Source organism: Pelagirhabdus alkalitolerans (assembly GCF_900096905.1).
Taxonomy (GTDB): Bacteria; Bacillota; Bacilli; order Bacillales; family Amphibacillaceae; genus Pelagirhabdus; species Pelagirhabdus alkalitolerans.
In genome coordinates this window covers 87,857-111,509 of sequence record NZ_FMYI01000007.1, presented here as the reverse complement: position 1 = coordinate 111,509, position 23,653 = coordinate 87,857, and the positions used below count along the sequence as shown (strand labels likewise).

The window sequence follows — 23,653 nt, the reverse complement described above, 5'->3', positions numbered from 1 at the left end:
TCGTATCCTCCTAAGCTTTCGAATCAAAGACAGACCGTTTTGCCTTTGGATCATTTGCGTTTTGTTTATTTCCGTAATTCATTTGTTCAATCGATGGGGCAATCATATCGAGATTCATCTGAACGAATTGGAGCGATTGCTGCAGCAGGTCTTGATTCAAATTTTCTTGTGCTTTTAAATCGACAATCACTTCAGCAAGCGTCGTTGTATGTTGTTCTAGTCCAGCTGCTGCTTTTTCATCTAAATGATCAAGTATACTTGAGACGTTTACCGTTTCCGGGTCTAATTGATTATTCTCAGCCCATTCCTGAACAAGCGCCAAGCGTTGTTTTTCAACTGTATTGATCGCTTGAATATGTTTTTGTTCTGTTTTTAACACTTTTTGCAGGCCGGCGATATCACCTGATTTAAGTAATTCTGTCTTTTTAATCGACAACTCTAATAAACTTTGATGCAGTTGTCTTAACCGGTCTAGCGATCCTAACATCGATTCGATCGACATCCAGGTTGGCCTCCTTCATTTATTGCAATATGAGAAGGCTATACAACGTATAACCTTCTACTGTTTTCCAAAGTTGAGCATCTTTTCGGCTACTTGCTCTGGGTTAATCGTATAATTTCCTGTATCAACTTGTTCTTTAATCGCTTCAACATGTTCACTTCTTGCTGGATGAACACCTTGTGTTTCTTGCATTTCTTTTGCTTGGTCTGAAATTTGCAGTTGATCAGCTTTAGGACCTTTATCCGTTTTTGCCTTAAATTGCTGATTCATTTGCTTCTGGTACGGGTTGATTCGAGGTTGATTCATACCATGTATTCTCAAGACCTTCACCTTCTTTCTGTTATCCGTTACTTATTTCTTATCTATATTATCGGCTAATCTTTACCAATGTTTAGTTGCGACCTTTATCTCGATCGACAGCAAAATACGTTCGCTGTTTGGCACGTTCTTCTTCTTGTTTTCGTTTTTCGATCGCTGATAATTCTTCTTGCTGTTTTAAGTCATGTGTTAAATCCTTTGAGCACGCGTCACACAGTTTCCCGTCAGCGATTTCTGTACCACATCGCTCACATGGATACGTTAAATTCGGGAATTGTGTTGACCTTAATCGTTTTTCTTTAACGAATTTTATAATGATGTCTTTTTCAACACCTGTTCCCTCAACAATTTCTGGAATGGTTGCTTGACGATTCACACGTTTTTTCATGAATTCATACACAATTTGGAACTTTTCTTCTTCTTCTTTATAACAGTCTTGACAGACATTTCTCATCGTTTTGACGAACAATTGACCACATCGAGGGCAGTTTTCTAATTCTCCCATCAAAGATCCCACCTTCTACCGTTTAATCTACTCTTATTATAATACATATATCGGCAGGTTGCGATTAATTTAAAGTGATTTAACGCGCTAATGTAAAACTTCTTATGGTCATCTGTTCTTGCTTTAGTGTAAGCGCTGCTTGATGGATTGTTGCACCGGTTGTGTAAATATCGTCAATTAACAAAAGAGAGGTCGTATTCGTCGTTTCAATCTGTTTGAATGGATTTTTCATTTGCAAGCGTTGTTTACGACTTTTTTTCGCTTGCTTTTCAGACGTTGTTCTGCCGAGCATACGCTTCACCGGAAATGGTGTTAGCTGAGCAATCGCTTCTGCTTGATTAAAACCTCTCTCACGTAACCTTTCTTGACTGAGTGGAATCGGAACAGCGACGGTCTCACCTGGTAGATCCGCATATATCTTTTTAAAAAAGTACTTCACATCTGACTGAAAAAGATGAATCAATTCATAATCACCCCGGTATTTAAACTGAGCCATCACCGTCTTTAAAAACGGCCCGTAACGATAAAGCGATCGATTATGTGCCAGCACCTCTTTTCTTTTCCACATCGTACAATCGGTATTCAATTTATGATCCGGCGAACTACAATAATCACAAACTTTATCTGTTAAACGGTCTAACTGAGCATGACACGTTGCGCATATATTCGATTGCTCCCAAAGGGTGATCATCGTACTAAAGGTCGGCGTTTCTTCGATGATTTGAAAACAGTATAAGCATCTCAATGTATAATCGCTCCTAACTGTCTACTCATTCGGTTCATCCGTTTAATATCACGAATCGCTCCGTTGATTGCTGTCGTTAAACCGTCATGAAAAAAGATCACTTCTCCTGTTGGCGCTTCCCCACTTCTACCTACTCGTCCTGCAATTTGAATGAGAGCCGCTTGGTCAAAAACACGGTGGGAGGCATCTAAAATAACGACATCAATCGCTTTAAACGTCACACCGCGTTCTAAAATAGTCGTCGTGAACAAAATGTCAATTGTTTTCTGTCTAAATTGATCGACATTTTCTTGACGGTTCGAGTCATTAGCATGAACGGAGGCGATACTAATCTCTGGAAGCATTTGTTGTAGGTTTTGTTGCCATAGATCGGCTTGTTCAATCGTTGCGGTGAAGAATAGTAATTGACGATCAGGGTAAAGACGATGATTAAACCATGACCAAAAAGCGTTCGGCAAATGTGTTGAGTGAAATTTGAATACAGGCTTCACTTGAGGGACAGGTAGAGGATGACCGTGATATCGAACAGGTACAAACACAGTCGGTAGTTTACGTTTAACTAAGTCTTTGCGGGGAGTCGCGGTTAAATAAGCGACGACTCCAGTTAATTTAACGCTGCGCTTAGCAACAAACTGAAGCATTTTGTCATGATGAAATGGGAAGGCATCAACTTCATCAATGATCAAAAGATCAAACGCTTCTCGGTAGCGAATCAGCTGATGGGTTGTGGCAAGTGTCAGTTGAGCGGTTCGCTTATTACCCGGACTTCCGCCGTATTGGGCAACGATCTGTATCCCGCAGAAAACGTGCTCAAACCTGGGCAGTAACTCTTTTACCACATCTCGTCTTGGGGTGGCAAGTGCGATTCTTAAGTTCTTTTTCAAACCATCATAAATCGTGTGAAATAACATCTCTGTTTTACCAGCTCCACAGACTGCATGGATTAAAAATTCTGGTGTTCTTTTTTCTAAGGCATTTAGTAGCGCATCCGATGCAACTTGTTGCCTGCTTGTTAATTCACCTTGCCAATTAAAGGTGACGTTCTCGCCTTGCCAATTCGGCTCAAGTTCTGTCCAAATATACAGCGGTTCACAACGCGTCACACGCCCCATTTGTACACAATAACGGCAGTAGAAATGATCACTTTGACAACTTGAACACGGTATATTTCCAAAATAGACTGAATTTTTGTTTCCACACCTCATGCATTCATTTGAAAAACGATTTATTTTAAACGATGCAACTGGCGTTAAATAGTGTTTTTGAATCAACCAATTAAAGACGCAACGTCCTAAATTCAGTTCACTTCTTAAAAGGAGACGACCAGCAAAACGTTTTCGGTACTTATCCATTCGACTCACATCTTTCATTTTTCCTTAAGTATAACAAGTACGTGATCTAATCGAATAGCTGTGTATTTAACAAATACTGCTCATTATGATTATAAACTTGACAACAGTCTCTATTTTTTTCATGAAGCATGGACACAGATCTCTTGTTTCATAAGTGTTCCATCGAGGAACATCACTCCATCAAATTCCTTCGCTTTTCGCGGGCATGGCCTCAGCTAACGTTAGAAGCTACAAACCGCTTCTAACGTGGATCTTCGACTCATGCTATTCCCGCAGAAGTCTGCGCATTTTGATTCCGTTTGGTGTAGTGGATTTTCAATAAAATTATTATAAGTTAATAACGATATAATCCTTTATTTAATACATGTTGTTTGTTTTATACAGACAAACGTGACGACGCCTGTAGGATAAGCACGAACTGAAGATCCACTGAGGGAAGTGCCTTTCTTGCCTCAGTTAGCTGAAGCCGATCACGTGGCAAGCATACACCGAAAGCGAGTCGCTTCACACGAAAAAAAGCTTCTTAAAGGTCATATTTACCTAAAAGAAGCTTTTCGCTATTTTTTATACCAGCCAAGACCGAGTGAGCCTTCACCTAAGTGCGTACCGATCACCGCTCCGAAGTAACTCATCGTAATCTCAACATTTGAATACCGTTTTTCAATCGTCTGCTTAATCTCACGTGCTTGTTCTGGACAATTCGCATGAATAATCACAGCACGAATCGGTTCATTTGATTTCGCATCTTCATCCAATAAATCGAGTAAGCGTTTAATGGCTTTTTTCTGTGTGCGAATTTTTTCAAATGGAACGATTTTCCCATCAACAAAATGAAGAATCGGCTTCACTTGAAGCATACTCCCAACAAGTGCTTGAGCCCCATTGAGACGGCCACCTCTATGTAAGTGAGTTAAGTCATCAACTAGGAAGTACGCTCGCATGGATTGTTTCATTTCTTCAAGACGTGCGATAATCTCCTCTGGTTCTAATTGTTTTTCTGCAAGTTTTGCTGCTTCAACGACATAAAACCCTTGTGGCATGCAACTTATTTCAGAATCAAAAACGTAAACATCTAAATCATCAACCATCTCACCAGCTGTTTGCATCGATTGGAACGTTCCACTAATGCCACTCGATAAGTGAACAGCAATCAATGCATCATAATCTTTGGCGATCTCTTGTAACTTCTCGGTCATGTAACCGATTGAGGGTTGAGAGGTTTTTGGAAATGCTTTCGCTTCTTTTACGAGGGGATAAAATTGATCTGATTTTAATTCGATTTCTTCTTGGTATGAGGTATCGCCAAAAGAGACGGTCAATGGCACCATTTCAATTCCGTAATCTTCTCTAATATCTTCGGGTAAATAGGCTGTGCTGTCTGTTAATACTGCTACTTTCATCGTATTTAATCGAACCTTTCTATCTTTCTATATTTTTATAATCAGAATAATAAAGCAACTTACATCTCTTTCATTTTAACGAATTTACTTTAAAAAGCATAGTCTTTCACAAAAGTATTTCTAAAAATAGATTTTAAACGTCAAAAAAGAGCAACCTAGCCTAGATCACTAGATTACTCCCTTTGTTTACAATACTTCAACCCATCCGTTACGGATCGCCATGACAACGGCTTGCGTTCTGTCATTGACATTCATTTTTTGCAGAATGTTACTGACGTGGTTTTTAACCGTTTTCTCACTTATGAATAACGCTTCTGAAACGCCGCGATTACTCTTACCATCTGCGAGCAATTGCAACACTTCACACTCACGTTTCGTCAATAGATGGAGTGGCTTGCGGATTTCAATATTTTGAAGTCCACCTGATTCTTCTGTTGATAAACGCTGGAATTCTTTCACTAAATTATGCGTCACTTTCGGGTGTAGGTATGACCCACCATCACTCACAATTTTAATCGCATCAATTAACGCTTGTGAATCCATCTCTTTTAATAAATACCCTTGTGCACCAGACTTTAAAGCATGGGTAACATAGTTCTCATCATCATGAATGGATAAAATAATAACTCTTACATCTGGGTACTTTGAGAATAAACGTTTAGTCGCTTGTACGCCGTTAATGTTTGGCATATTAATATCCATTAAGACGACATCTGGTTGGTGCTTGTCTACAATTTCAATCACTTCATCTCCATCGTCACCTTCTGCAACGACTTCAAAGTCTTTTTCAAAATCCAATATACGCTTTACGCCTTCACGAAATAAAACGTGGTCATCGATTAGTACGATTTTTTTTGTCATCTTAATACCTCCAAATTTTTGAACAGTTAATAACAGTTTTATTTTGTGTCCGAACTGTGAACAGTTTGACAATTATCAAGTTTTGTTGTTAGAAAAAGTCGGTAACTTCATTATACATGAATCACCTACAAATTCACGTTAAAACAAGTGAGTTAATCAAATTTTAATCATTTTGACCTAATCTGTTAATGGAATTTTAATGTAAATAGTCGTACCCTTACCTAATTTTGAATCAATCTTCAATTCACCATCTAACATCTCGACACGTTCTCGCATCCCAATCAATCCAAATGACTTGTCCTTTTTCTGTTCAAGATCAAAACCAATCCCATTATCACAAATAACAACAGTGACTTGATTACTTTTAATCTCAATTTTGACTTGGACGAGCGAAGGTTTTGCATGCTTCATCGCATTTTGAACAGATTCTTGGATCAGTCGAAACAATGCCACTTCATATTTCGACTGTAAACTTGTAAACTCACCTCTTTCAGAAAGTTCAATTGAAATTTTATGATAATCCTCAACATTTGATAAATATTTCCGAATCGTTGGGAGTAATCCTAAGTCATCGAGCGCCATCGGGCGTAAATCATAAATAATCCGTCTCACTTCATATAAAGATGAGCGAACCATCTGACGCATGCTCTTCATCTCTTCCATGGCTTCTTTGCGACTTCGCTCTCTAAATGTTCGGTCAACTAAGTCAGCTCTTAATAAAATATTAGCTAGCATTTGCGCAGGTCCGTCATGGATCTCACGAGAGATTCGTCTTCGCTCTTCTTCTTGAGCTTCGATAATTTGTAAGCCAAACGATTGTTTTTGATTGGCATCTTCTATTAAATCGCTAATATTTTTAAAATCGTCGTTTAAATAATTGGAGATCACCGATACTTTACTGACAAGCGTATTACCTTTTTCGATCATTTGTTCCAGCGATTTCAATCGTCTTTCAATGTAATCACGACGCTGTCTTAAACTTTTTTCGCGTTCACGTGTCATTTTTAAATCCGATTGAATCGCATGGGTTTGTTCATAAGCATCTCGAATTTCATCTTCAGAATAAACTGAGAAATTTTCACTAACTTTCGCTAAACGATTACGTGCCAATTTTTCTTTATATGCTAATTGGTCGCCTGATTCGATTAATTGTTTCACTTCAACACGAATTTCTTCGATCTGTTTGGATAATACATCGTATTCGTTTCTTGATTGTTCTGTTATTTCATAAATCTCATCTTTACTATGTTCTACAACATCGACCATTTCATTTATAATTTGGTCTAAGTTCTTTGATTGATTATCACTCATAGTTAAAACTCCTAGTGTTGATAGACTACCCTTATCATAGCATATTTCCCACGATTACGTTAAAAGATATCGGTTTCCTTATCTAAAAATAAATGACATATCACAAACTAAAAAAGCTACTTATAAATTGTTGAAACCGCTATAATGAATGGTGTATGCTTATTGAAGATAGGAGAGAGTTCTATTATGGCCAATGCGTTATTTAAAGTAGCAGAATGGATATCACGAATCGCTTATTTGAACCTTTTATGGGTACTTTTTAGCTTTTTAGGCCTCGTCATTTTCGGTTTTTTCCCAGCCACTGTCACTATGTTTGTTATTTCTAGACGATGGTTTCGTGGTGAGACCGATTTACCAGTGTTTAAGACATTCGCTAAAACGTTCAAACAAGAGTTTATAAAAGCAAATAGTTATGGTGTTATGATTGTTTTAATCGGTTTAGTCGGTTATGCACAATTATTATTTATCGATGTTAATCCCGATGCACAGACACTTGTTTTCCAAATTTCTTTTTATTTATTTGTGTTATTTACGTCATTAACACTTATTTATCTTTTTCCAGTCTATGTTCATTATGATTTATCTTTTTTCAATGTATTTAAACAAGCTTTTCTCATTATGTTGATCCATCCACTGACAACGATCGGTATTTTGATTAGTATTGGTCTGACATTCTGGGTTATGTATTACCTTCCTGGATTGCTTTTCTTCTTTGGTGGTTCATTTACAGTACTCTTAATTATGGGGATGACTTATTCAACATTTTTAACCATTGATGAAAAAGCTCGTGAACAGTCATAAATCAATGATCGCTAAAACACAATCCTGCGAGACTATTCAGGATTGTGTTTTTTTATATTCTGAGTGAAACGTGTGGGCACTTCAGATACACAAAACACACCAACTGGTAATAGGTGGGACCAGTTGGTGTGTTTTTGATTGAGGTGTATTTGTGAATTAAATGTTAGCCTTTAACAGAACCAGCAGCTACCCCTTCTACAATACGGTTACTTAAGAATAAGTAAGCAACTAGAACAGGGACAATACTGATCACTAGAGTCGCACCAATTGCGCCCCAGTCTGTTAAATACTGACCAACGAAACTTTGGATACCGACAGTTAATGTACGTAGGCTATCCGAGCTTAAGAATGTGTTTGCAAATACGAATTCATTCCAGTTATAAATCATATTAATGATCATTGTTGTAGACAACACTGGTGTTGTCATTGGTAATGTAATCTGGAAGAAAATGCGGTGAATAGACGCACCATCCACAATAGCAGCTTCTTCAATTTCACGTGATAGCTGAGAATAGAAGCCAGATAAAATCATAACCGTTAACGGCAAGTGATAAGCTATATAAACGAGAATGATTGATAAGTGATTATCTAATAACCCGACACGTAAAAACATACTAAATAGTGGCACTAATGCTGTATGGATTGGAATCATATAACCAACCATAATAAAGAGTAGTGCGATACCGCTAAATTTCCACTTCATACGCATAATCGCAAATGTTGCTAAACTTGCAAAGAGTAATGTTAGAACAACCGCTGTTACGGTGATGAACACACTATTGAAGAAGTAAGTATCCATATTCCCGACTGTCCAAACACGTTGGTAGTTCTCCCACAACCAATCTTCTGGTAAGGCGAAAGGAGACTGACCAAATATTTCTCTGTTTCCTTTCAACGAGAAGAAGAATAACCATAGCAATGGATAAAGTTGAAAGACAGCAACACCAACTAAGATAAGATACATAATGCCCATACCTAGGCGCTTAAGACCCGATGAATCATTTTGTTTTGTTTTTACTGTTGATAATAAAGTCATATTAAACCTCCCCCCTTACTGACTCTCTTTTGATTTAGTAATTTTTTGAATAACAACTGTTGTTAATAATGCTAGGATTAAGAGTGCAAAACCGATCGCACTACCATAACCGAAGTTATTTCGGTTAAATGCCTCTTTATACATGTAGGAGGCAAGTACTTCACTCGCACCGTTTGGTCCACCGCCGGTCATAACCCAAATTAAATCGAAGTATTTTAGTGAACCGACAATTGCTAATACAACTGTTGTTTTAATAACACCTGAAATTAAAGGTACTTTAATTCGAGTAGCGATTTGAAGAGGTGATGCCCCATCAATTTCGGCAGCTTCTACTAATTCTTCTGAAATACCCTTAAGTGCGGCGGTGTAGATAATTATATAGAAACCAGCAAATTGCCACACAATCGCAACAAAGATTGCAAAAAGTACAGTATCGCGTTCTGCAAGCCATGCTGGTGGATTATCAAAGCCGATGTTTCTTAAGAATGTGTTTAAGAAACCATTGTTTGGATCGTATACACGGATCCATAATTGTGCAATCGCAACCGATGATAGTAACATCGGGATTAAATAAATTTTTCTGAATAGTTCGCGCCCTTTAACTTTACTTGATAAAACAAGCGCAACGCCTAAATATACAACTAATGCTAACGTTGAAAATAGTGCTAAATAAAATGAATTTCGTGCACTAAACCAAAACGTTGAATCTGTTAATAATTCTGTGTAATTCTGTAAACCAATAAAGTTCATGGCACCAACGCCGTCCCAGTCAAATAAGCCAAAATAGCCACTGACAGCGATTGGGATATATACTAACACACCGATCATTAATGTAGCGGGGAGTAAGTATAAGAAGATGACCCATTTATTCGACATAACCTTGTCCATGATTGTTTCCCCCTTCGCGCACAAGTATTGTTTTAGAAAAGAATCGGGCATATTATCTCTAATATGCCCGTTTTAAAATTCAAGCGATTAGTCTTCTTCTTGAGCTAATGCTTCTTCGTGATTTTCAGCAAATTCTTCAGGTGTTACTTCGCCTGCCATCAATGCTTGAATCATATCTAAGTGAACATCTTCAGTATCTTGACCCATTTGAACGTCAGCATAAAGTGTTAAGTTCGTTGCTTCGTTCAAGTCATTTAATACGTCGATATACATATCAGGTAGATCCATACCATCTGTATCTACTGCTGTTGCTGGAATAACACCAGCTTCTTCTACAGAAAGCTCTCCCCAACGCTGTACGAAGTGAGAAACAAATGCTTTCGCTTCTTCTTGCATGTCTGAGTCTTCGCTTACATATAGACCAACACCAGGTCCACCAACAAAGCTATCGATGTCTCCATCGCCGCCATCTACAGTTGGGAACTTGAAGTAATCAATTTTATCTTTGAACTCTTGTGGGTTATCTTCACTTGTTGTCCACTCTGGTAGATCCCAAGTACCCATCATGTACATAGCTGCTTGTTCGTTAATGAAGTAACCTTTCGCTTCATCGTTACCTAGGCCATTGAAGCCATTGATAAACGCATCCATGTCTGTTAATTCTTGTAATTCTGCTGCTGCTTCAATTAATGCATCGTGCTCAAATGATCCTTCACGGTTAATTGCTTCAGTTAATACATCTGGCCCACCAATACGGTCAGCAAGATACATATACCACATTGAACCTGTCCAAGGCTCTCTGTTACCTAATGTTGCCGGTGTAATATCATTGTCTACTAGTGTTTCAACAATATGCTTTAAGTCATCTAATGTTTCTGGTGCTTCTAAACCATGATCTTCAAACATTTCTGTATTGTAGTATACAGGTGCAATGTTTAACTCTAATGGAAGTGCATAAGTTTGACCATCCACAGCGAACGCATCTACTGTACCTGGTACGAAGTCATCCGTTACTAAATCATCTAATGGCGTGAACATCTCACCTTCAGCATACGGTTCGATGAAACCGCCACCCCATGTCATACCAACGTCTGGTAATTCATTTGCTGCAGAAATAACACTTAAGTTTTCACGGTACTGTTCGTTACCATAAATATCCGTTTCAATTGTAATACCTGGATTATCTGCTTCGAACTCTTCGATGATTCCGCTTACAATTTCGTGGTGTTGTGGTGAAGAACCTTCTGGCCATAAGTGGCTTAGTTCAAGAACGCGTTCTTCTACTTCTTCATCATCACCATTTGTATCAGCTGTGTCATCACCGTTTGCGTCTTCATCGCCATTACCGCCACAAGCAACTAATGTAGCCATCAAGATCGCCATTACAAATAGTAAAAAACCATGTTTCTTTGTCATAGTCTTACCCCCTGGAAATTAATTTTGAAGTTGACCTTTAATCAACTACAACCATAGTTTATCACGTGAACGAAGTTGGGGTAAGGTCATGATGTTTAGTTAACATTCCACTATTTTTAGAGAGCGTTTTCATTCGCCTTACGATAGGCACTTGGTGTCATATTCTCTTGCTCTTTAAAGACTTTATTGAAATATTTTGGCGTATTATAACCGACCGTTTCAGCAATTTCTGTAACATTTTTATCCGTCGTTAAGAGAAGTTGCTTAGCATGTTGTAACCTGACACGGGTCAAGTATTCAGTGAATGATAATTGAATCTCTTCTTTAAACAATGTGCTCAAATAACTAGGGTTTAAATGGACGTGATGAGCAACTTCTTTTAATGTCAATTCTTCATCGTAATATTCATCTATATAATGGACCGCTTCTTTGATCGATCTTGAATAACTCGATTCAGCATTAATATTAATCAGATCATCATCGACCATTTTAGCCATGAATTTCGATTTATTTTGTTCTTCTTGTTTTTCAAGTGCGGCTTCTACAGATTCGACTAGCTTTTGCTTTCCAATCGGTTTAAGTAAGTAGTCCGTCACCCCTAATTGGAGTGCTTCTTGAGCATAACTGAATTCTGAATATGCTGAAATAACGATTACCATCGGTTCAATTTCTTGTTCTTTTAATACATTTAATAATGATAGACCTGTCATTTTCGGCATTCTAATATCCGTAATCAATAAGTGGACAGTTTGCTGTTGTAAAAAATCAATCGCATCATGGGCGTTACCGAGTGTCATAATATTGAATTGACCTTCTGAATACTTATCGAGCGTTCGTTTCAGTCCTTCACGTGTTCGTGGTTCATCGTCAACAATTAGAATTTTTTTCTCTTTCATGTCGTCTCATCCTTTATAATGGGAATGGTGAAGCTAACGGTCGTTCCTTGATCAATTTCACTTGATATGTGAAGCCCTTTTGTTTGAGCTGGATCAAAATAGAGTTTAATTCTCATTTCAACATTTCTTAAGGCCATACTATCTTGTTTTTTCACGGATTGTTCCTGGTCAATTGATTCATAAATGGATTGAATCGTTTCTTTCGTCATCCCTTGACCATCATCTTTCACCGTGACAGTTAATGTATGTTTTGTTGGATCTTTTCTAACATTTAACCAAACATGTCCCTTTTCAATATCTTCACCGATACCATGTAATACGGCATTTTCAATAAGTGGTTGAATCATTAATTTTGGCAATCTGACATTAAGCAAGTCCTCGTCTACATTTAAATCAAAATAGAGTCGCTCACCAAATCGCATCTTCATAATCGTCATATAATGGTGAATATGCTCCACTTCACTTCTTAAATCAATCCATTCGTCCGCTTCAGAACGCGTAATCGTATAACGAAATAGATTAGACATAGCAAGTACCATTTCCGCTAAATCTTCTTGGTCTTCCTCTTCTAATGACCAATACAACGAATCAAGTGTATTAAATAAAAAGTGAGGGTTGATTTGAGCTTGTAATGCTTTGAGTTCTGAATGTGTCTTTCTTAATTCTTTTTCATAAACCATTTGAATTAAGTAATTTGTCTGTTCAGCTAATTGGTTATACGTATCATTTAACTCATTGATCTCATTTGATGAAACACTTTGCGGTGTGAATGTTAGCACTCCATCACCCGCTTGACGCATCGTATTCGTTAATCTCGAAATCGGTTTTGTGATAAATGTTGCTAAGAAGTATGATACAACGAAGAAAATAACGAGCCCGATCATCCCTGAAAAAATAATCGCTGAGCGTAACACAGGGAGTCCTTCCGTTAATTGATCGGTAGGCGTTAGCATAGTGATCTCAAAACCTGTTTCTGTTGAGGTTTCTTGGGTTCTAATATAATTCTCATCATCAATTAAAGGATAAATAGGTTCATCTTCAGATACCGTTTCAACAAATTCAGAATAATTGGTGGACACAATATTACGGTTTTGATCTCTAACAATTGTTAATTGATCTGGGTGTTTGTTCTGAGGGTTCGTTTGAAAATAGTCGCGATTGACGCGCGTGAGTAAATAGCCTCCGTTTGTAAATCTTTCATCTATTAAATTGGCTCTTCTAATCAACAAAAAGTAGTTTCTGTCTAAACGGTCTTCACCAATCCAGACCATTCGACCTCTCGCTTCATCCGCTTTATCAATCCATTTCGGTTCAATTTGTTCAAGTAACTCTGGACCATCGAGTGGATAGATCTTATCTAATTCTGAATTAAATAACTCAGTCATGTAAATACCGTCAGAATTCGTTTGAAGTCGGCTTGTCACATTCATAATAGTTTGACGCTCACCAAAACTTGCGGGTTCGCCCCGCCATTCGCTCGCTAAGGTGCTTTGAACTTGATCGTTTGTGACCATTTGAGTCGTTGTGACATTTAATTGTTCAAACAACGAGTCATATCGACCCACGACTTCGATCGCTGTTTGTTGAATTTGCTCTTCTGCATTCTCTTCTAATAGATCTGAGACTTGTCTAAATATAATCGTACTTACAATTAATAGAATAATCAACAAAATAATGAAATAGACTGCTAATATTTGATTACGCAATGTATTATGTTTTTTAAAAAAATCAAGCATAATGGCGACCCCTTAATAAGCATAGTAAGCGTGCTAAATGTACCTTTCATGATAGCAAGAGTTATAGTCTTTGTCTATCCGCTCAACAAATAATAATCGAACTTTCTTTACCTTATCCCCTATTCTTTATATAATGAATGCATAAGGAGTGAATCCGATGTTAAAACATTACAAAACGGTTCGTAAAGAAGAAACAGAAGAGGTCATCATTCAAAAGTCACGATTCATTGGACACGTCAAACGAACCGAAACAGAAGAAGAAGCACAGGCATTCATCGAACAAATAAAAAAAGAACATAACCAAGCGAATCACAATTGTTCAGCTTACTTAATTGGCGAACACGATTCGATTCAAAAAGCGAATGATGATGGTGAACCTTCTCAAACAGCGGGTGCACCTATGTTAAATGTGTTAAAACAACAAGCGCTAAAAGATACCTGTATCGTGATCACCCGGTATTTTGGTGGTATTAAATTGGGTGCAGGTGGATTAATTCGCGCCTATTCAAACACAACAACAGAAACGTTAAAAAAGGCAGGTCTAGTAAATAGACATTTAGTCGCTGTCTACACAATAACCATTGATTATACATTACTTGGAAAAGTAGAAAACGCATTAAGGCAAAGTGAATACATCATTGATCACATAGACTACTTAGATACAGTTAAATTCAAGGTTTTCGTCAAAGTCGATGATCAAGACGCATTCGAAACATGGTTAGTCGACTTAACGAGTGACCAAGCCAATATGGCAGTAGAAGAAACGCGTTACATTGAAGAGGGAATCTAGATAAGGATTAAGTCAAGATGTAAACGTTCATATTACATAGGAGGTTTCAACGTATGAAAAAATTAGCCAGTCTATTCATTATTGTCGGTATTGTCTTTCTTGCGATTTTCGGTTATCAGTACTACCAAATACAAGCAGCCGGACAACAATCACTTGAACAAGCAGAACAAGCGCTAAGTACAGAGCGTTTTAGTGATGGTGATGCTTTAGATGTTGATGAATTTGAAGCTTCAATTGGTGATTCAATTGGATTACTATCAATTGATACTATTGATGCAACACTCCCTATTGTAGCGGGCACAAATCCAGACGAACTTGATAAAGGGGTCGGTCACCATAGCTCAACAGCATATCCTGGACAGAATGATCAAATATTATTGTCAGGCCACCGGGATACCGTATTTACGCGCTTAGGTGAGGTTGAAGTCGGCGATATCATATCAGTCGAATTACCTTATGGAACATTTGAATATGAAATGGTAGATTCTAAAATTGTCGATGCTGATGACACCACAGTTATAGGATCAACCGCTCCCGATGAAGAACTCATAATTTCTACTTGCTATCCGTTTGGCTATCTAGGGAACGCACCTGATCGTTATGTTTTATATGCTGTTCCATATGAAGAGTAAGAGGAGGAAACCTTTATGAAAAAAGCATACTTAACATGGATCATCCTAGCTATAGCCTTAACGCTTCTTTTAACAGGTTGTTCTGAGGAAGACACCATTCAACCAGAAGACCGGTTAGAAGAGTACGTAGAGCTTTGGGAATCACAAGATTATGATGCGATGTACCGTTATTTATCCGAAGAAACAACAGAAAACTACGATGAAGAAGCATTTATAGAACGTCAAGAAAATCTTACAAATGATCTCTCAATCGATAGAATTTCAATTGAGTATACAATACCTGATCCTGAAGAAGAGGCTGAGGAGGATGACAATGAAGAAGACCCAACGTTTCCAATCACTGTTTTAAAGGAAACAGTTGCTGGTGATGTGATATTTGATGCAGAATTAACATTAATCGAAGTGATCGATGAAGAAGAACAAAATGACTGGACCGTTCATTGGGAACCAAGTCTTATCTTTCCCGAGCTCGAAGATGATACGACTGTTAGACTTCGCACACTTGATACAACCCGAGGTGAGATCCATGACCGATATGGGAATGGCCTTGCGATTAACGGAACTGCCTATGATGTTGGAGTTGACCCAGGTTTATTCTCGGACAACCAAACAGAAGAAATCGAAGAGATCGCTTCCGCTTTATCAATTGACTCAAGTGCCATTGAAAATGCGTTAAATCAAGAGTGGGTTGATGATGGTATGTTTGTACCGATCACAACTGTATCCCCATCAAATGAGGATTTAATTGACGCACTAAGTGACTTACCAGCTGTATTAATTCAAGAAACAAGCGGTAGAGTGTATCCTTACAGCGATTCACACGCACATTTGATTGGCCATATTGGCACCATAACAGCTGAAGAACTCGAGCAAGATGAAGAGGGCTTCTACTCCGAACAAGATATCATTGGTAAACGTGGTTTGGAACAACTTTTTGAAAATCGATTGCGCGGTGAAAAAGGTGTAGAAATTTTAGCCGTGCATGATAATAGCACCGATGAAATCATCTCAAGTGAACCTGTTCCAGGTGAGGATATTCAACTGACCATTGATGCTTCACTTCAAGAGTCGATTTTTGAATCACTACAAGAGGATGATGATAAAGGAACCGCAGCAGCAATCGATCCACACACTGGCGAAACGTTAGCGCTCGTCTCCTCCCCTTCATTTGATCCCCATCTATTCACATATGGCATTAGTCAATCTGAATACGATGATTTAAATGAAGATGAAGGCGCGCCACTATTGAATCGATTTGCCTCCACTTATTCACCGGGATCTGCTTTCAAACCCATTACCGCCATGGTCGGTATGCAAAATGGCACGATCACACAAGAGGACGCGGTTGATATTGATGGCTTAACTTGGAGTCAAGATGGTTGGGGCAATTACGAAGTGAGACGTGTATCAGAGTCGACTGAACCTGTTGATTTGCACGATGCACTCGTGCGCTCGGATAATATCTTCTTTGCTCAAAAAACGGTTGAAATGGGCACGGATCTTTTCACAGATGGTTTGCAATCATTTGGATTTGATGAAGACGGCTTATCTTACACATACCCGATTCAAAATAGTCAAATTGCAAATAACGACATCGACAGAGAACCGTTATTAAGTGATTCAGGCTTTGGTCAAGGTGAAGTATTAATGAGCGCCTTGCATTTAGCGATTAGTTACACACCTATTTTAAACGAAGGTGATCTTTTAAATCCTCTATTAACAGCCGATGAGTCTGAAGAAGTATTACAATCCGACATTATCACCACTGATGACGCTGATTATTTAAAAACAGCCCTGCGTGATGTGGTTGCTGGTGAACGTGGAACGGCAAGTGTTGCCGATCGTGATGGTTTTTCGCTATCTGGTAAGACAGGAACAGCTGAACTTAAACAATCTTTAACGGATGAAGATGCGCCTGAAAATGGTTGGTTTGTCGCCTACTCAGATAGTGAGGATCACTTAATCGCCATGATGATCGAAGATGTTCACGATAAAGGTGGTAGTGGCTATACAGCTGAAGTATTAGCTGAAGTGTTTGAATGGATTGAGATCGATTAATAACTTATATTTTATAATAAAGCCCGCTTTTCTCTGTTAACATTGAAAGGCGGGCTTTTTTGTCTAATGATTAAACACAGGAAAAGATAACGCTTTCATTTTGGAATTCCATTAATTGCGTTTGTACAGCCCTTATAAGAGTGCTATAGTAGATATTGCAGAATTATTTATTTTTTATTTTTTATTTTTTAGGAGGAGATCGCTTGAAGTTATTAATTGCCATTATTAATGACCCGGATCTAACAGCAGATGTGCTTGATGAATTTTATCAAAATGACATTAAAGGCGCAACTGTTTTAGAAAGTAAAGGGATGGCTCACATTATGGCACATTACACACCTTTTTTTGCAAGATTTGCAGAATTTGGCGACAAGAACGACCGCAATAGCACCATCTTTGTTGTTGTCAATGAAGATGAGGAAAGAGACTTGGTCGTAAATTGTATTGAGTCTATCGTTGGAGACTTATCAAAATCGGAAACTGGAATTGTCATGACACTTCCAATCGACTATTGCAAAGGATTGATTAAACAATGAGAGGTGTAACAAATTGAATATTGCAGTCGCAGTTGGTATCATTTTTCTTGCAGGAGCGGCCGGGGGAAAACTCGCTCGTTTAACAAAACTCCCTTCAGTTACAGGTAACTTGATTGGGGGTATTGTTGTAGGTCCTTCTGTACTTGGTATCCTGCCTCAAGATGTCTTATATGATTTAACACCCATTAATGATCTAGCTCTAGGGATTATTGCTCTATCGATCGGAGCAGAATTACAATGGAAACGCGTAAAAAGACTCGTAGGCGATGTTTCAAAGATCTTCTTAACAGAAGGGTTAATCACACTTTTTGTCGTCTTTGGTTCACTTTACTTAGTTGGACTACCATTTTCACAAGCACTTATATTAGGTATTATTAGTGTGGCTACAGCACCTGGTGCGATCATGGCTTGTATTAAAGAGAATCCATCTAAGGAAGGATTTAATAAAGTCTTATTATCTGTAGTTGCAGTTGATAACTTGTTCGCGATCAGCTTATTCGGGATTGCTGTTAGTTTACTTCAAGCAACAATAGGAAACTTAGAAGCAAACGGCACACCATTATGGATTATGGTCTCAAGAGATATCACGTTTTCTTTAATCATCGGTTTAATAGCAGGCGCTTTCTTAGTTATTACAGCTAAATGGGCGAAAAAAGACGGCCATATTCTTGTATCCGTATTAGGAGGTATCCTTGTAACAGTTGGTGTCGCAAATATGTTAGATATTCCCGCTCTTTTAGCAGCTATTATTGCAGGCATTATTTATACTAACTTTACCAGACGCCCTCAACGGATTAGTCGTTCACTATTTCCAATTGAAGATACAGTTCTATTAGCCTTCTTTACGTTGGCTGGTACTAAACTTGATGTAGCTGTTCTTCCAGTTGTAGGACTTATTGGTGTCGTCTATATTGTTGCAAGATTTTTATCAAAAGTTATTGGTACTCGAATAGGCAGTACATTTACGACTTTCCCAGTCAGCTGGAAAGTCAATCTAGGACGTGCACTCACTCCACATGGTGGAGTTGCCATTGGGTTAAGTGTGTTAGCTGAACAAAAGGATATTTTCCCTCCTGACACGATCATGCCAGTTATACTTGCAGCCGTGGTCTTCTTTGAATTCGTAGGCCCTATTCTTGTTAACAAAGTACTCTGCACAGTTGAATAGCAAAATAATTAAAAGATTGAAAAGTTAATAAGTTAATGCAAAAGCCGCACAACAATAGATTACTATTGTTGTGCGACTTTCTTTATGTCACGTTGTATTGCCACATGAAATAAGGCTCTAAAATATGGGTTAAAAATATCTTTTAGGATACGTATACAATAAGGGTATGCTGACCTTACAATTAGGTGATGTGTGATTGACCACTCGCTTGCCAAGGGCCCCGGCTTAAGCTAACTTTATAATCAAAGAACACTTCTACAGTAGATCTTCGGCTCGTACTTTTCCCGCAGGCGGCTCGTCGTCATCACACGATTAACTAAACTTGCGCAAACTCCTTTTGTTCTGATTCGTTCAGTTTAAATGGTTTATTGAATCTTAATTACATAAAATTAAGGAGTGAGTTTGTACTCACTCCTATATTTAGTCTATATATATTGTTATATCTGCTTCTTCTTCTAATCGATCAAGGCGCTCATTTATGACACGGTCAATTTCATTTTCTAATAGTTCACGCTCTAATTGACCTTCTATCTCATTAAAAGGAGGCGCTTCATCCATTTGTTCTTCTAATAGTTCATAAAAAAGTTCAACATCTTGTTCAGTAATTTCGATATCACTAAATTCTTGTTCAATATAATATTGACGTATTAAGGAATAGGCAAGAATCTCACGGAAATGTTCACTAGAATACGGAAGACTATCTAAAATTTGATAAAATTCATCTTCAGTTTCAAATTGTGCACGCGTGTCAAGATACGCATTTTCAATTTCACCTTCTGTTACACGAATGCCTCTCTCTTCTGCGTCCTGAATGAGTAAACGCCTTCTGATCACCTCATCTACTACTTCTCTTTGAAAAGCTTCAAGTGCTTGACCATCAAAAGTCTCACTTGAACGAGTGCTTTTTAACTCGTAATAGACAGCATTATAATCAGCGCCATCAATCGTTTCACCATTAACGGTCGCCACACGTTCATCCTCATCTAATAGCTCATCAGATGAAATCATCTCTTCATCAACTTCTTCAGGTAATTCTCCTGTTTCATTGTTTTGCTCTAGCTGTTGATCTTGTTCAGTATCACCTATACATGCTGTTAAACCAACAATTAGTAATACTAAAAAAACAACCGTTGCCATCGATCGTTTCATCATGTTGATTCCTCATTCCCATCCATTCTATATACCTCTATCCCTATTTAAACACGTCACTTTACTTGATTCAAGTGAGGCTCTTTTAAGTATGCTTTCTTACGATGTCATTAAGAGAGTTTTGGCAACGTTTTTGTTTCTTCGATCATCGGTTCGTGACACAATGGACACGTCGGTTCTTTTTCAAACGAATAATCGACACGCATCCAACCTGCACACGTCTCACTGGTACATGACCATATTTTTGTTTCAACCTCTTCTACTGGTTCACGCTTATTATTATAATACGCCACATCATCACCCCTTTCATGGGTATAGATTCATTATACGCTTTCTTCGTCAATAAAACAAAGGGACATTATTTAGCTATGTATCAATTTAGGACTTTTGTAGGATAGTAACAAGCGTACAATATGTTTTATAATGAAAACGGTTACAATTTTGGAAACGATCTCTATCGTTTTTCTTACATAAGAACGTAACGTACAGAGATCACCTAATTTTCAAATTAGATTGTCCCCCTTATTGGCACCCAATCAATGATCGATTGGGTGTATTTTTTTGTTATAAAACAAGAGACACACATAATGATTAATCATATGCTATCATGAGGATAATGATTATATAAGAGGTGATAACATGAAGTATAGACAAATTGGACAAACAGACTTAAAACTTTCTGTAATAGGTGTTGGAACATGGCAATTCGGAGGTGAATGGGGCATTGATTTTACCCAATCACAAGTTGATGAGATATTAAATCAAGCAAGAGAAGAAGGGATTAACTTACTCGATACAGCTGAATGTTATGGGGATCATTTATCTGAACGCTTCATTGGTGATTACTTGAAACGTCATAATCGAGATGATTGGGTGATCGCTACAAAATTCGGTCATAAATTCCACAATCCATTTGAACGGACACGTCACGTGAATGCAGATGATGTGTTAAAACAACTAGATAGTTCTTTAAAATCTCTACAAACAGACAGAATTGACTTGTATCAATCCCATTCGTTAACAGATGAAGAATTTAATAATGATGACCTTTGGACAATGTTAGATAAGCAAAAACAAGCAGGTAAAATCGGCCATATTGGCTTATCACTTCAAAATGAACCGAGCATTCATCAAACTAAACATGCTAAAAGTATCGGTGCTGATGCTCTTCAAGTTGTATATAACCGCCTAACAAGAACGCCAGAAGAGGAGATTTTCCCGATTGCACGTGAACATGACCTAGGTGTTCTAGCACGTGTCCCTTTAGCAAGTGGTTACTTAAGTGGTAAATATAAAGCGGGTACGACATTTGATAAGTCTGATGTTCGCTCACGCCATGACCAAGAGGACGTCAATCGTAAGTTAGAACAAGTCGAAAAAATTAAGCAAGAAGAAGTACCAGAGGGTGTCGATCTCAGCTCGTGGGCTTTAGCTTGGACATTAAAACACGATGCTGTCACAACCGTCATTCCAGGTTGCAAATCGAAAGAACAAGTGGCCAAAAATGCAGCCGCAGCTAGGCTCGATCTTGCTTCAACCAAACACCCGCAACATGTTGATTTTCTCTAAAAGTATTGTAGATATTAAAACGACTGACTCTCATGTAATAAAGTGTCAGTCGTTTTTTTACTTCTTATGGTTTGAACACACGTGTTGCTTCAACCGCTTTTTGCCAGCCTCGATAGAGTTGATCACGTTCTTCTTCATCCATCCTCATGCTAAACGTTTCATCCGTTTGCCAATGGTTTCTTATTTCTTCTTTACTCTTCCAAAAACCAACAGCAAGTCCTGCTAAATAAGCGGCGCCTAATGCTGTTGTTTCCGTATTCATGGGACGCTCAACCGGAACACGTAATAAATCACTTTGAAATTGCATTAAGAAGTTATTTTTCACAGCACCGCCGTCAACACGCAAAGTTTTCAATTCAACACCTGCATCTTTCACCATCGTATCAAGTACGTCTTTTGTTTGATAAGCAATCGCCTCTAGAGATGCTCTCACGATATGTTCTTTTTCAGTACCTCGCGTCATCCCAAACACACTCCCTCGTGCTTCACTATCCCAGTAAGGGGTGCCTAATCCAACAAAAGCCGGTACCACATAAACACCATCTGTCGAGGCGACTCGATTGGCATATGTCTCACTTGACTGGGTTGTTTTGATCATGCGTAAACCATCTCTCAACCATTGAATCAATGAACCTGCAACAAATATACTCCCTTCAAGGGCATAAGTTACTTCACCATCAAGCCCCCAAGCAATCGTCGTTAATAAGCCATGTTCAGACTGAATGGCTTCAATTCCCGTTGGCATTAACATAAAACAGCCAGTTCCATACGTATTTTTGACCATTCCGATATCAAAACAAGCTTGTCCAAATAAGGCCGCTTGTTGATCGCCAGCCATACCTGAAATCGGGACACTCTCTCCAAAGAAGTGATGTTCAATCGTCTTTCCAACAATTTCTGATGATGATTTCACAGTTGGTAACATAGCCCTTGGAACGTCGAGTAACTCTAACAGTTCATCATCCCAGTCGAGAGTATGTATATTATAAAGCATCGTACGTGAAGCATTTGAGTAATCTGTCACATGCTCTTTTCCACCTGTTAATTTATAAAGCAACCAACTGTCAATCGTGCCAAATTTTAGTTTACCTTGTTTCGCTTTTTCTCTAGCGCCTTCTACATGATCTAAAATCCATTTGACTTTTGTCCCTGAGAAGTAAGGATCAATTAACAAGCCTGTTTTTTCATGAATTTGATCGTGATAGCCAGAATCTCGTAGTTCTTGGCAAATACCTTCTGTTTGTCTAGACTGCCAAACAATCGCCCGATAAACTGGTTTATGCGTTTCAAAATCCCAAACGACTGTCGTCTCTCTTTGATTGGCTATGCCAATCGATTCGATATCACGTGCATGACAATCTGCCTTTCTTAAAACATCTGCTATACAAGCTAACACCGATGTCCAAATTTCATTAGCATCATGTTCAACCCATCCTGGATACGAAAAAAATTGCTCAAATTCGTGTTGTGCTTTAGCCACAACTTTACCTTTGTGATCGACTAAAAAAGCACGTGATGTAGTCGTCCCCTGGTCAATCGTTAATATATAGTTTGATTTCAACTTATTTCCTCCTCATTTTAGACAAAAAAATACCTGCACTTATTTTATTGCGACAATCTAATCTTGTCTACAATCAACAGTACAGGCCAATACTTGCGAAGGGATGCAGCTCGCTTGCTACACATTCATCATACATAATATTGTAAGCGTTATCAATACTTTTTATAAAATTTCTTATCTTTTGGCACAATTTCGATTGTTTTATTCTGTTTTAGAGATAATAAGTTAATATATAAAGACTTTTCGTTCTCTATTTTATATGAAAGCGTTTAATTTTTACTTTAATTTCTAATTTATACGTGATTTTTCAGAAAAATTCATGTTATTATACAATTAAACCATTTTGCGTGATGGCTAATAAGAGAATAAAGTACCCTCAACATAATAAACACCGCAGATCAATGTTAAAAATTCTTGAAAGGA

At 38.1% G+C, this 23,653-nt stretch carries 23 protein-coding genes; 7 read left to right on the top strand and 16 right to left on the bottom strand.

All coding sequences use genetic code 11. From position 1 onward, the window contains the following. Positions 1-10: 10 nt before the first annotated feature. The 8 genes from BLR62_RS09615 to BLR62_RS09580 form a co-directional block, all read right to left on the bottom strand. Positions 11-502 carry a flagellar protein FlgN gene (locus BLR62_RS09615; protein ID WP_090796292.1) on the bottom strand — a complete coding sequence of 164 codons (492 nt, stop codon included), beginning with the start codon at positions 500-502 and terminating at the stop codon, positions 11-13. A 57-nt stretch (positions 503-559) separates the two neighbouring features. Then, on the bottom strand, positions 560-808 hold the full coding sequence (gene flgM, locus BLR62_RS09610) for a flagellar biosynthesis anti-sigma factor FlgM (RefSeq protein WP_245719447.1): 249 nt from the start codon (positions 806-808) through the stop codon (positions 560-562). Positions 809-893: 85 nt separating this feature from the next. Continuing rightward, the gene (locus BLR62_RS09605; RefSeq protein WP_090796287.1) at positions 894-1,325 is read right to left on the bottom strand and encodes a TIGR03826 family flagellar region protein; all 432 of its coding nucleotides are present in this window, start codon (positions 1,323-1,325) and stop codon (positions 894-896) included. Positions 1,326-1,404: 79 nt separating this feature from the next. Then, positions 1,405-2,070, bottom strand: a complete 666-nt coding sequence (locus tag BLR62_RS09600) for a ComF family protein (RefSeq protein WP_245719446.1) — start codon at positions 2,068-2,070, stop codon at positions 1,405-1,407. Further along, entirely contained in the window at positions 2,067-3,422 is a 1,356-nt protein-coding gene (locus BLR62_RS09595) for an ATP-dependent helicase ComFA (protein WP_090796285.1), read from the bottom strand. The genes BLR62_RS09600 and BLR62_RS09595 overlap by 4 nt, the downstream gene beginning before the upstream one ends. Before the next feature lie 557 nt (positions 3,423-3,979). Further along, complete coding sequence (locus tag BLR62_RS09590) at positions 3,980-4,822, bottom strand: DegV family protein (protein ID WP_090796283.1); 843 nt, start codon at positions 4,820-4,822, stop codon at positions 3,980-3,982. Positions 4,823-5,008: 186 nt separating this feature from the next. Next, positions 5,009-5,683 (bottom strand): response regulator, encoded by a 675-nt coding sequence (locus BLR62_RS09585; protein ID WP_090796280.1) that lies wholly within the window; start codon positions 5,681-5,683, stop codon positions 5,009-5,011. A gap of 177 nt (positions 5,684-5,860) precedes the next feature. Next, positions 5,861-6,994: a sensor histidine kinase gene (locus tag BLR62_RS09580; RefSeq protein ID WP_090796278.1), complete on the bottom strand. Its 1,134-nt coding sequence runs from the start codon at positions 6,992-6,994 to the stop codon at positions 5,861-5,863. 186 nt (positions 6,995-7,180) lie between these two features. On the opposite strand from BLR62_RS09580, the gene BLR62_RS09575 reads away from it, so the two are divergent. Continuing rightward, positions 7,181-7,795 carry a YesL family protein gene (locus tag BLR62_RS09575; RefSeq protein ID WP_090796275.1) on the top strand — a complete coding sequence of 205 codons (615 nt, stop codon included), beginning with the start codon at positions 7,181-7,183 and terminating at the stop codon, positions 7,793-7,795. Between the two features lie 163 nt (positions 7,796-7,958). On the opposite strand, the gene BLR62_RS09570 is transcribed toward BLR62_RS09575, so the two are convergent. From BLR62_RS09570 to BLR62_RS09550, 5 genes are all read right to left on the bottom strand, one after another. Further along, complete coding sequence (locus BLR62_RS09570; RefSeq protein WP_090796273.1) at positions 7,959-8,831, bottom strand: carbohydrate ABC transporter permease; 873 nt, start codon at positions 8,829-8,831, stop codon at positions 7,959-7,961. A 15-nt stretch (positions 8,832-8,846) separates the two neighbouring features. Further along, positions 8,847-9,719: a carbohydrate ABC transporter permease gene (locus BLR62_RS09565; RefSeq protein WP_090796271.1), complete on the bottom strand. Its 873-nt coding sequence runs from the start codon at positions 9,717-9,719 to the stop codon at positions 8,847-8,849. An 87-nt stretch (positions 9,720-9,806) separates the two neighbouring features. Further along, on the bottom strand, positions 9,807-11,135 hold the full coding sequence (locus BLR62_RS09560; RefSeq protein ID WP_090796269.1) for an extracellular solute-binding protein: 1,329 nt from the start codon (positions 11,133-11,135) through the stop codon (positions 9,807-9,809). Positions 11,136-11,251: 116 nt separating this feature from the next. Next, a complete protein-coding gene (locus BLR62_RS09555; RefSeq protein ID WP_090796267.1) occupies positions 11,252-12,031 on the bottom strand; it encodes a response regulator transcription factor in 780 nt (259 codons plus the stop codon). After that, positions 12,028-13,767 carry a sensor histidine kinase gene (locus BLR62_RS09550; RefSeq protein ID WP_090796265.1) on the bottom strand — a complete coding sequence of 580 codons (1,740 nt, stop codon included), beginning with the start codon at positions 13,765-13,767 and terminating at the stop codon, positions 12,028-12,030. The genes BLR62_RS09555 and BLR62_RS09550 overlap by 4 nt, the downstream gene beginning before the upstream one ends. A 157-nt stretch (positions 13,768-13,924) precedes the next feature. Here BLR62_RS09550 and BLR62_RS09545 point away from each other — a divergent pair, with 157 nt between their 5' ends. From BLR62_RS09545 to BLR62_RS09525, 5 genes are all read left to right on the top strand, one after another. Next, complete coding sequence (locus tag BLR62_RS09545; protein ID WP_090796263.1) at positions 13,925-14,557, top strand: YigZ family protein; 633 nt, start codon at positions 13,925-13,927, stop codon at positions 14,555-14,557. A 53-nt stretch (positions 14,558-14,610) separates the two neighbouring features. Then, the gene (locus BLR62_RS09540; RefSeq protein ID WP_090796261.1) at positions 14,611-15,189 is read left to right on the top strand and encodes a class D sortase; all 579 of its coding nucleotides are present in this window, start codon (positions 14,611-14,613) and stop codon (positions 15,187-15,189) included. Between the two features lie 15 nt (positions 15,190-15,204). Continuing rightward, positions 15,205-17,247, top strand: a complete 2,043-nt coding sequence (locus BLR62_RS09535) for a penicillin-binding transpeptidase domain-containing protein (protein WP_090796259.1) — start codon at positions 15,205-15,207, stop codon at positions 17,245-17,247. Positions 17,248-17,450: 203 nt separating this feature from the next. After that, complete coding sequence (locus tag BLR62_RS09530) at positions 17,451-17,783, top strand: hypothetical protein (protein ID WP_090796257.1); 333 nt, start codon at positions 17,451-17,453, stop codon at positions 17,781-17,783. Positions 17,784-17,796: 13 nt separating this feature from the next. Then, the gene (locus BLR62_RS09525) at positions 17,797-18,951 is read left to right on the top strand and encodes a cation:proton antiporter (protein ID WP_090796255.1); all 1,155 of its coding nucleotides are present in this window, start codon (positions 17,797-17,799) and stop codon (positions 18,949-18,951) included. A gap of 420 nt (positions 18,952-19,371) precedes the next feature. Here the strand turns inward: BLR62_RS09525 and BLR62_RS09520 are convergent, their stop codons facing one another. After that, positions 19,372-20,103, bottom strand: coding sequence for a SurA N-terminal domain-containing protein (locus BLR62_RS09520; RefSeq protein ID WP_090796253.1), 732 nt, complete (start codon positions 20,101-20,103; stop codon positions 19,372-19,374). Positions 20,104-20,210: 107 nt separating this feature from the next. Next, complete coding sequence (locus BLR62_RS09515) at positions 20,211-20,393, bottom strand: cold-shock protein (RefSeq protein ID WP_090796251.1); 183 nt, start codon at positions 20,391-20,393, stop codon at positions 20,211-20,213. A 346-nt stretch (positions 20,394-20,739) separates the two neighbouring features. On the opposite strand from BLR62_RS09515, the gene BLR62_RS09510 reads away from it, so the two are divergent. After that, entirely contained in the window at positions 20,740-21,669 is a 930-nt protein-coding gene (locus tag BLR62_RS09510) for an aldo/keto reductase (protein ID WP_090796249.1), read from the top strand. A gap of 64 nt (positions 21,670-21,733) precedes the next feature. Here BLR62_RS09510 and glpK read toward each other — a convergent pair whose 3' ends face one another. Next, positions 21,734-23,230: a glycerol kinase GlpK gene (glpK, locus tag BLR62_RS09505; protein ID WP_090796247.1), complete on the bottom strand. Its 1,497-nt coding sequence runs from the start codon at positions 23,228-23,230 to the stop codon at positions 21,734-21,736. Positions 23,231-23,653: the final 423 nt, after the last annotated feature.

Coding starts and splice junctions, on each gene's coding strand:
- BLR62_RS09605 (WP_090796287.1), bottom strand. CDS start 1,325: ATGGGAGAATTAGAAAACTGCCCTCGATGTGGTCAATTGTTCGTCAAA.
- BLR62_RS09545 (WP_090796263.1), top strand. CDS start 13,925: ATGTTAAAACATTACAAAACGGTTCGTAAAGAAGAAACAGAAGAGGTC.
- BLR62_RS09590 (WP_090796283.1), bottom strand. CDS start 4,822: ATGAAAGTAGCAGTATTAACAGACAGCACAGCCTATTTACCCGAAGAT.
- flgM (WP_245719447.1), bottom strand. CDS start 808: ATGAATCAACCTCGAATCAACCCGTACCAGAAGCAAATGAATCAGCAA.
- BLR62_RS09585 (WP_090796280.1), bottom strand. CDS start 5,683: ATGACAAAAAAAATCGTACTAATCGATGACCACGTTTTATTTCGTGAA.
- BLR62_RS09575 (WP_090796275.1), top strand. CDS start 7,181: ATGGCCAATGCGTTATTTAAAGTAGCAGAATGGATATCACGAATCGCT.
- BLR62_RS09520 (WP_090796253.1), bottom strand. CDS start 20,103: ATGATGAAACGATCGATGGCAACGGTTGTTTTTTTAGTATTACTAATT.
- BLR62_RS09510 (WP_090796249.1), top strand. CDS start 20,740: ATGAAGTATAGACAAATTGGACAAACAGACTTAAAACTTTCTGTAATA.
- BLR62_RS09580 (WP_090796278.1), bottom strand. CDS start 6,994: ATGAGTGATAATCAATCAAAGAACTTAGACCAAATTATAAATGAAATG.
- BLR62_RS09565 (WP_090796271.1), bottom strand. CDS start 9,719: ATGGACAAGGTTATGTCGAATAAATGGGTCATCTTCTTATACTTACTC.
- BLR62_RS09535 (WP_090796259.1), top strand. CDS start 15,205: ATGAAAAAAGCATACTTAACATGGATCATCCTAGCTATAGCCTTAACG.
- BLR62_RS09555 (WP_090796267.1), bottom strand. CDS start 12,031: ATGAAAGAGAAAAAAATTCTAATTGTTGACGATGAACCACGAACACGT.
- BLR62_RS09560 (WP_090796269.1), bottom strand. CDS start 11,135: ATGACAAAGAAACATGGTTTTTTACTATTTGTAATGGCGATCTTGATG.
- BLR62_RS09540 (WP_090796261.1), top strand. CDS start 14,611: ATGAAAAAATTAGCCAGTCTATTCATTATTGTCGGTATTGTCTTTCTT.
- BLR62_RS09570 (WP_090796273.1), bottom strand. CDS start 8,831: ATGACTTTATTATCAACAGTAAAAACAAAACAAAATGATTCATCGGGT.
- BLR62_RS09615 (WP_090796292.1), bottom strand. CDS start 502: ATGTCGATCGAATCGATGTTAGGATCGCTAGACCGGTTAAGACAACTG.
- BLR62_RS09595 (WP_090796285.1), bottom strand. CDS start 3,422: ATGGATAAGTACCGAAAACGTTTTGCTGGTCGTCTCCTTTTAAGAAGT.
- BLR62_RS09550 (WP_090796265.1), bottom strand. CDS start 13,767: ATGCTTGATTTTTTTAAAAAACATAATACATTGCGTAATCAAATATTA.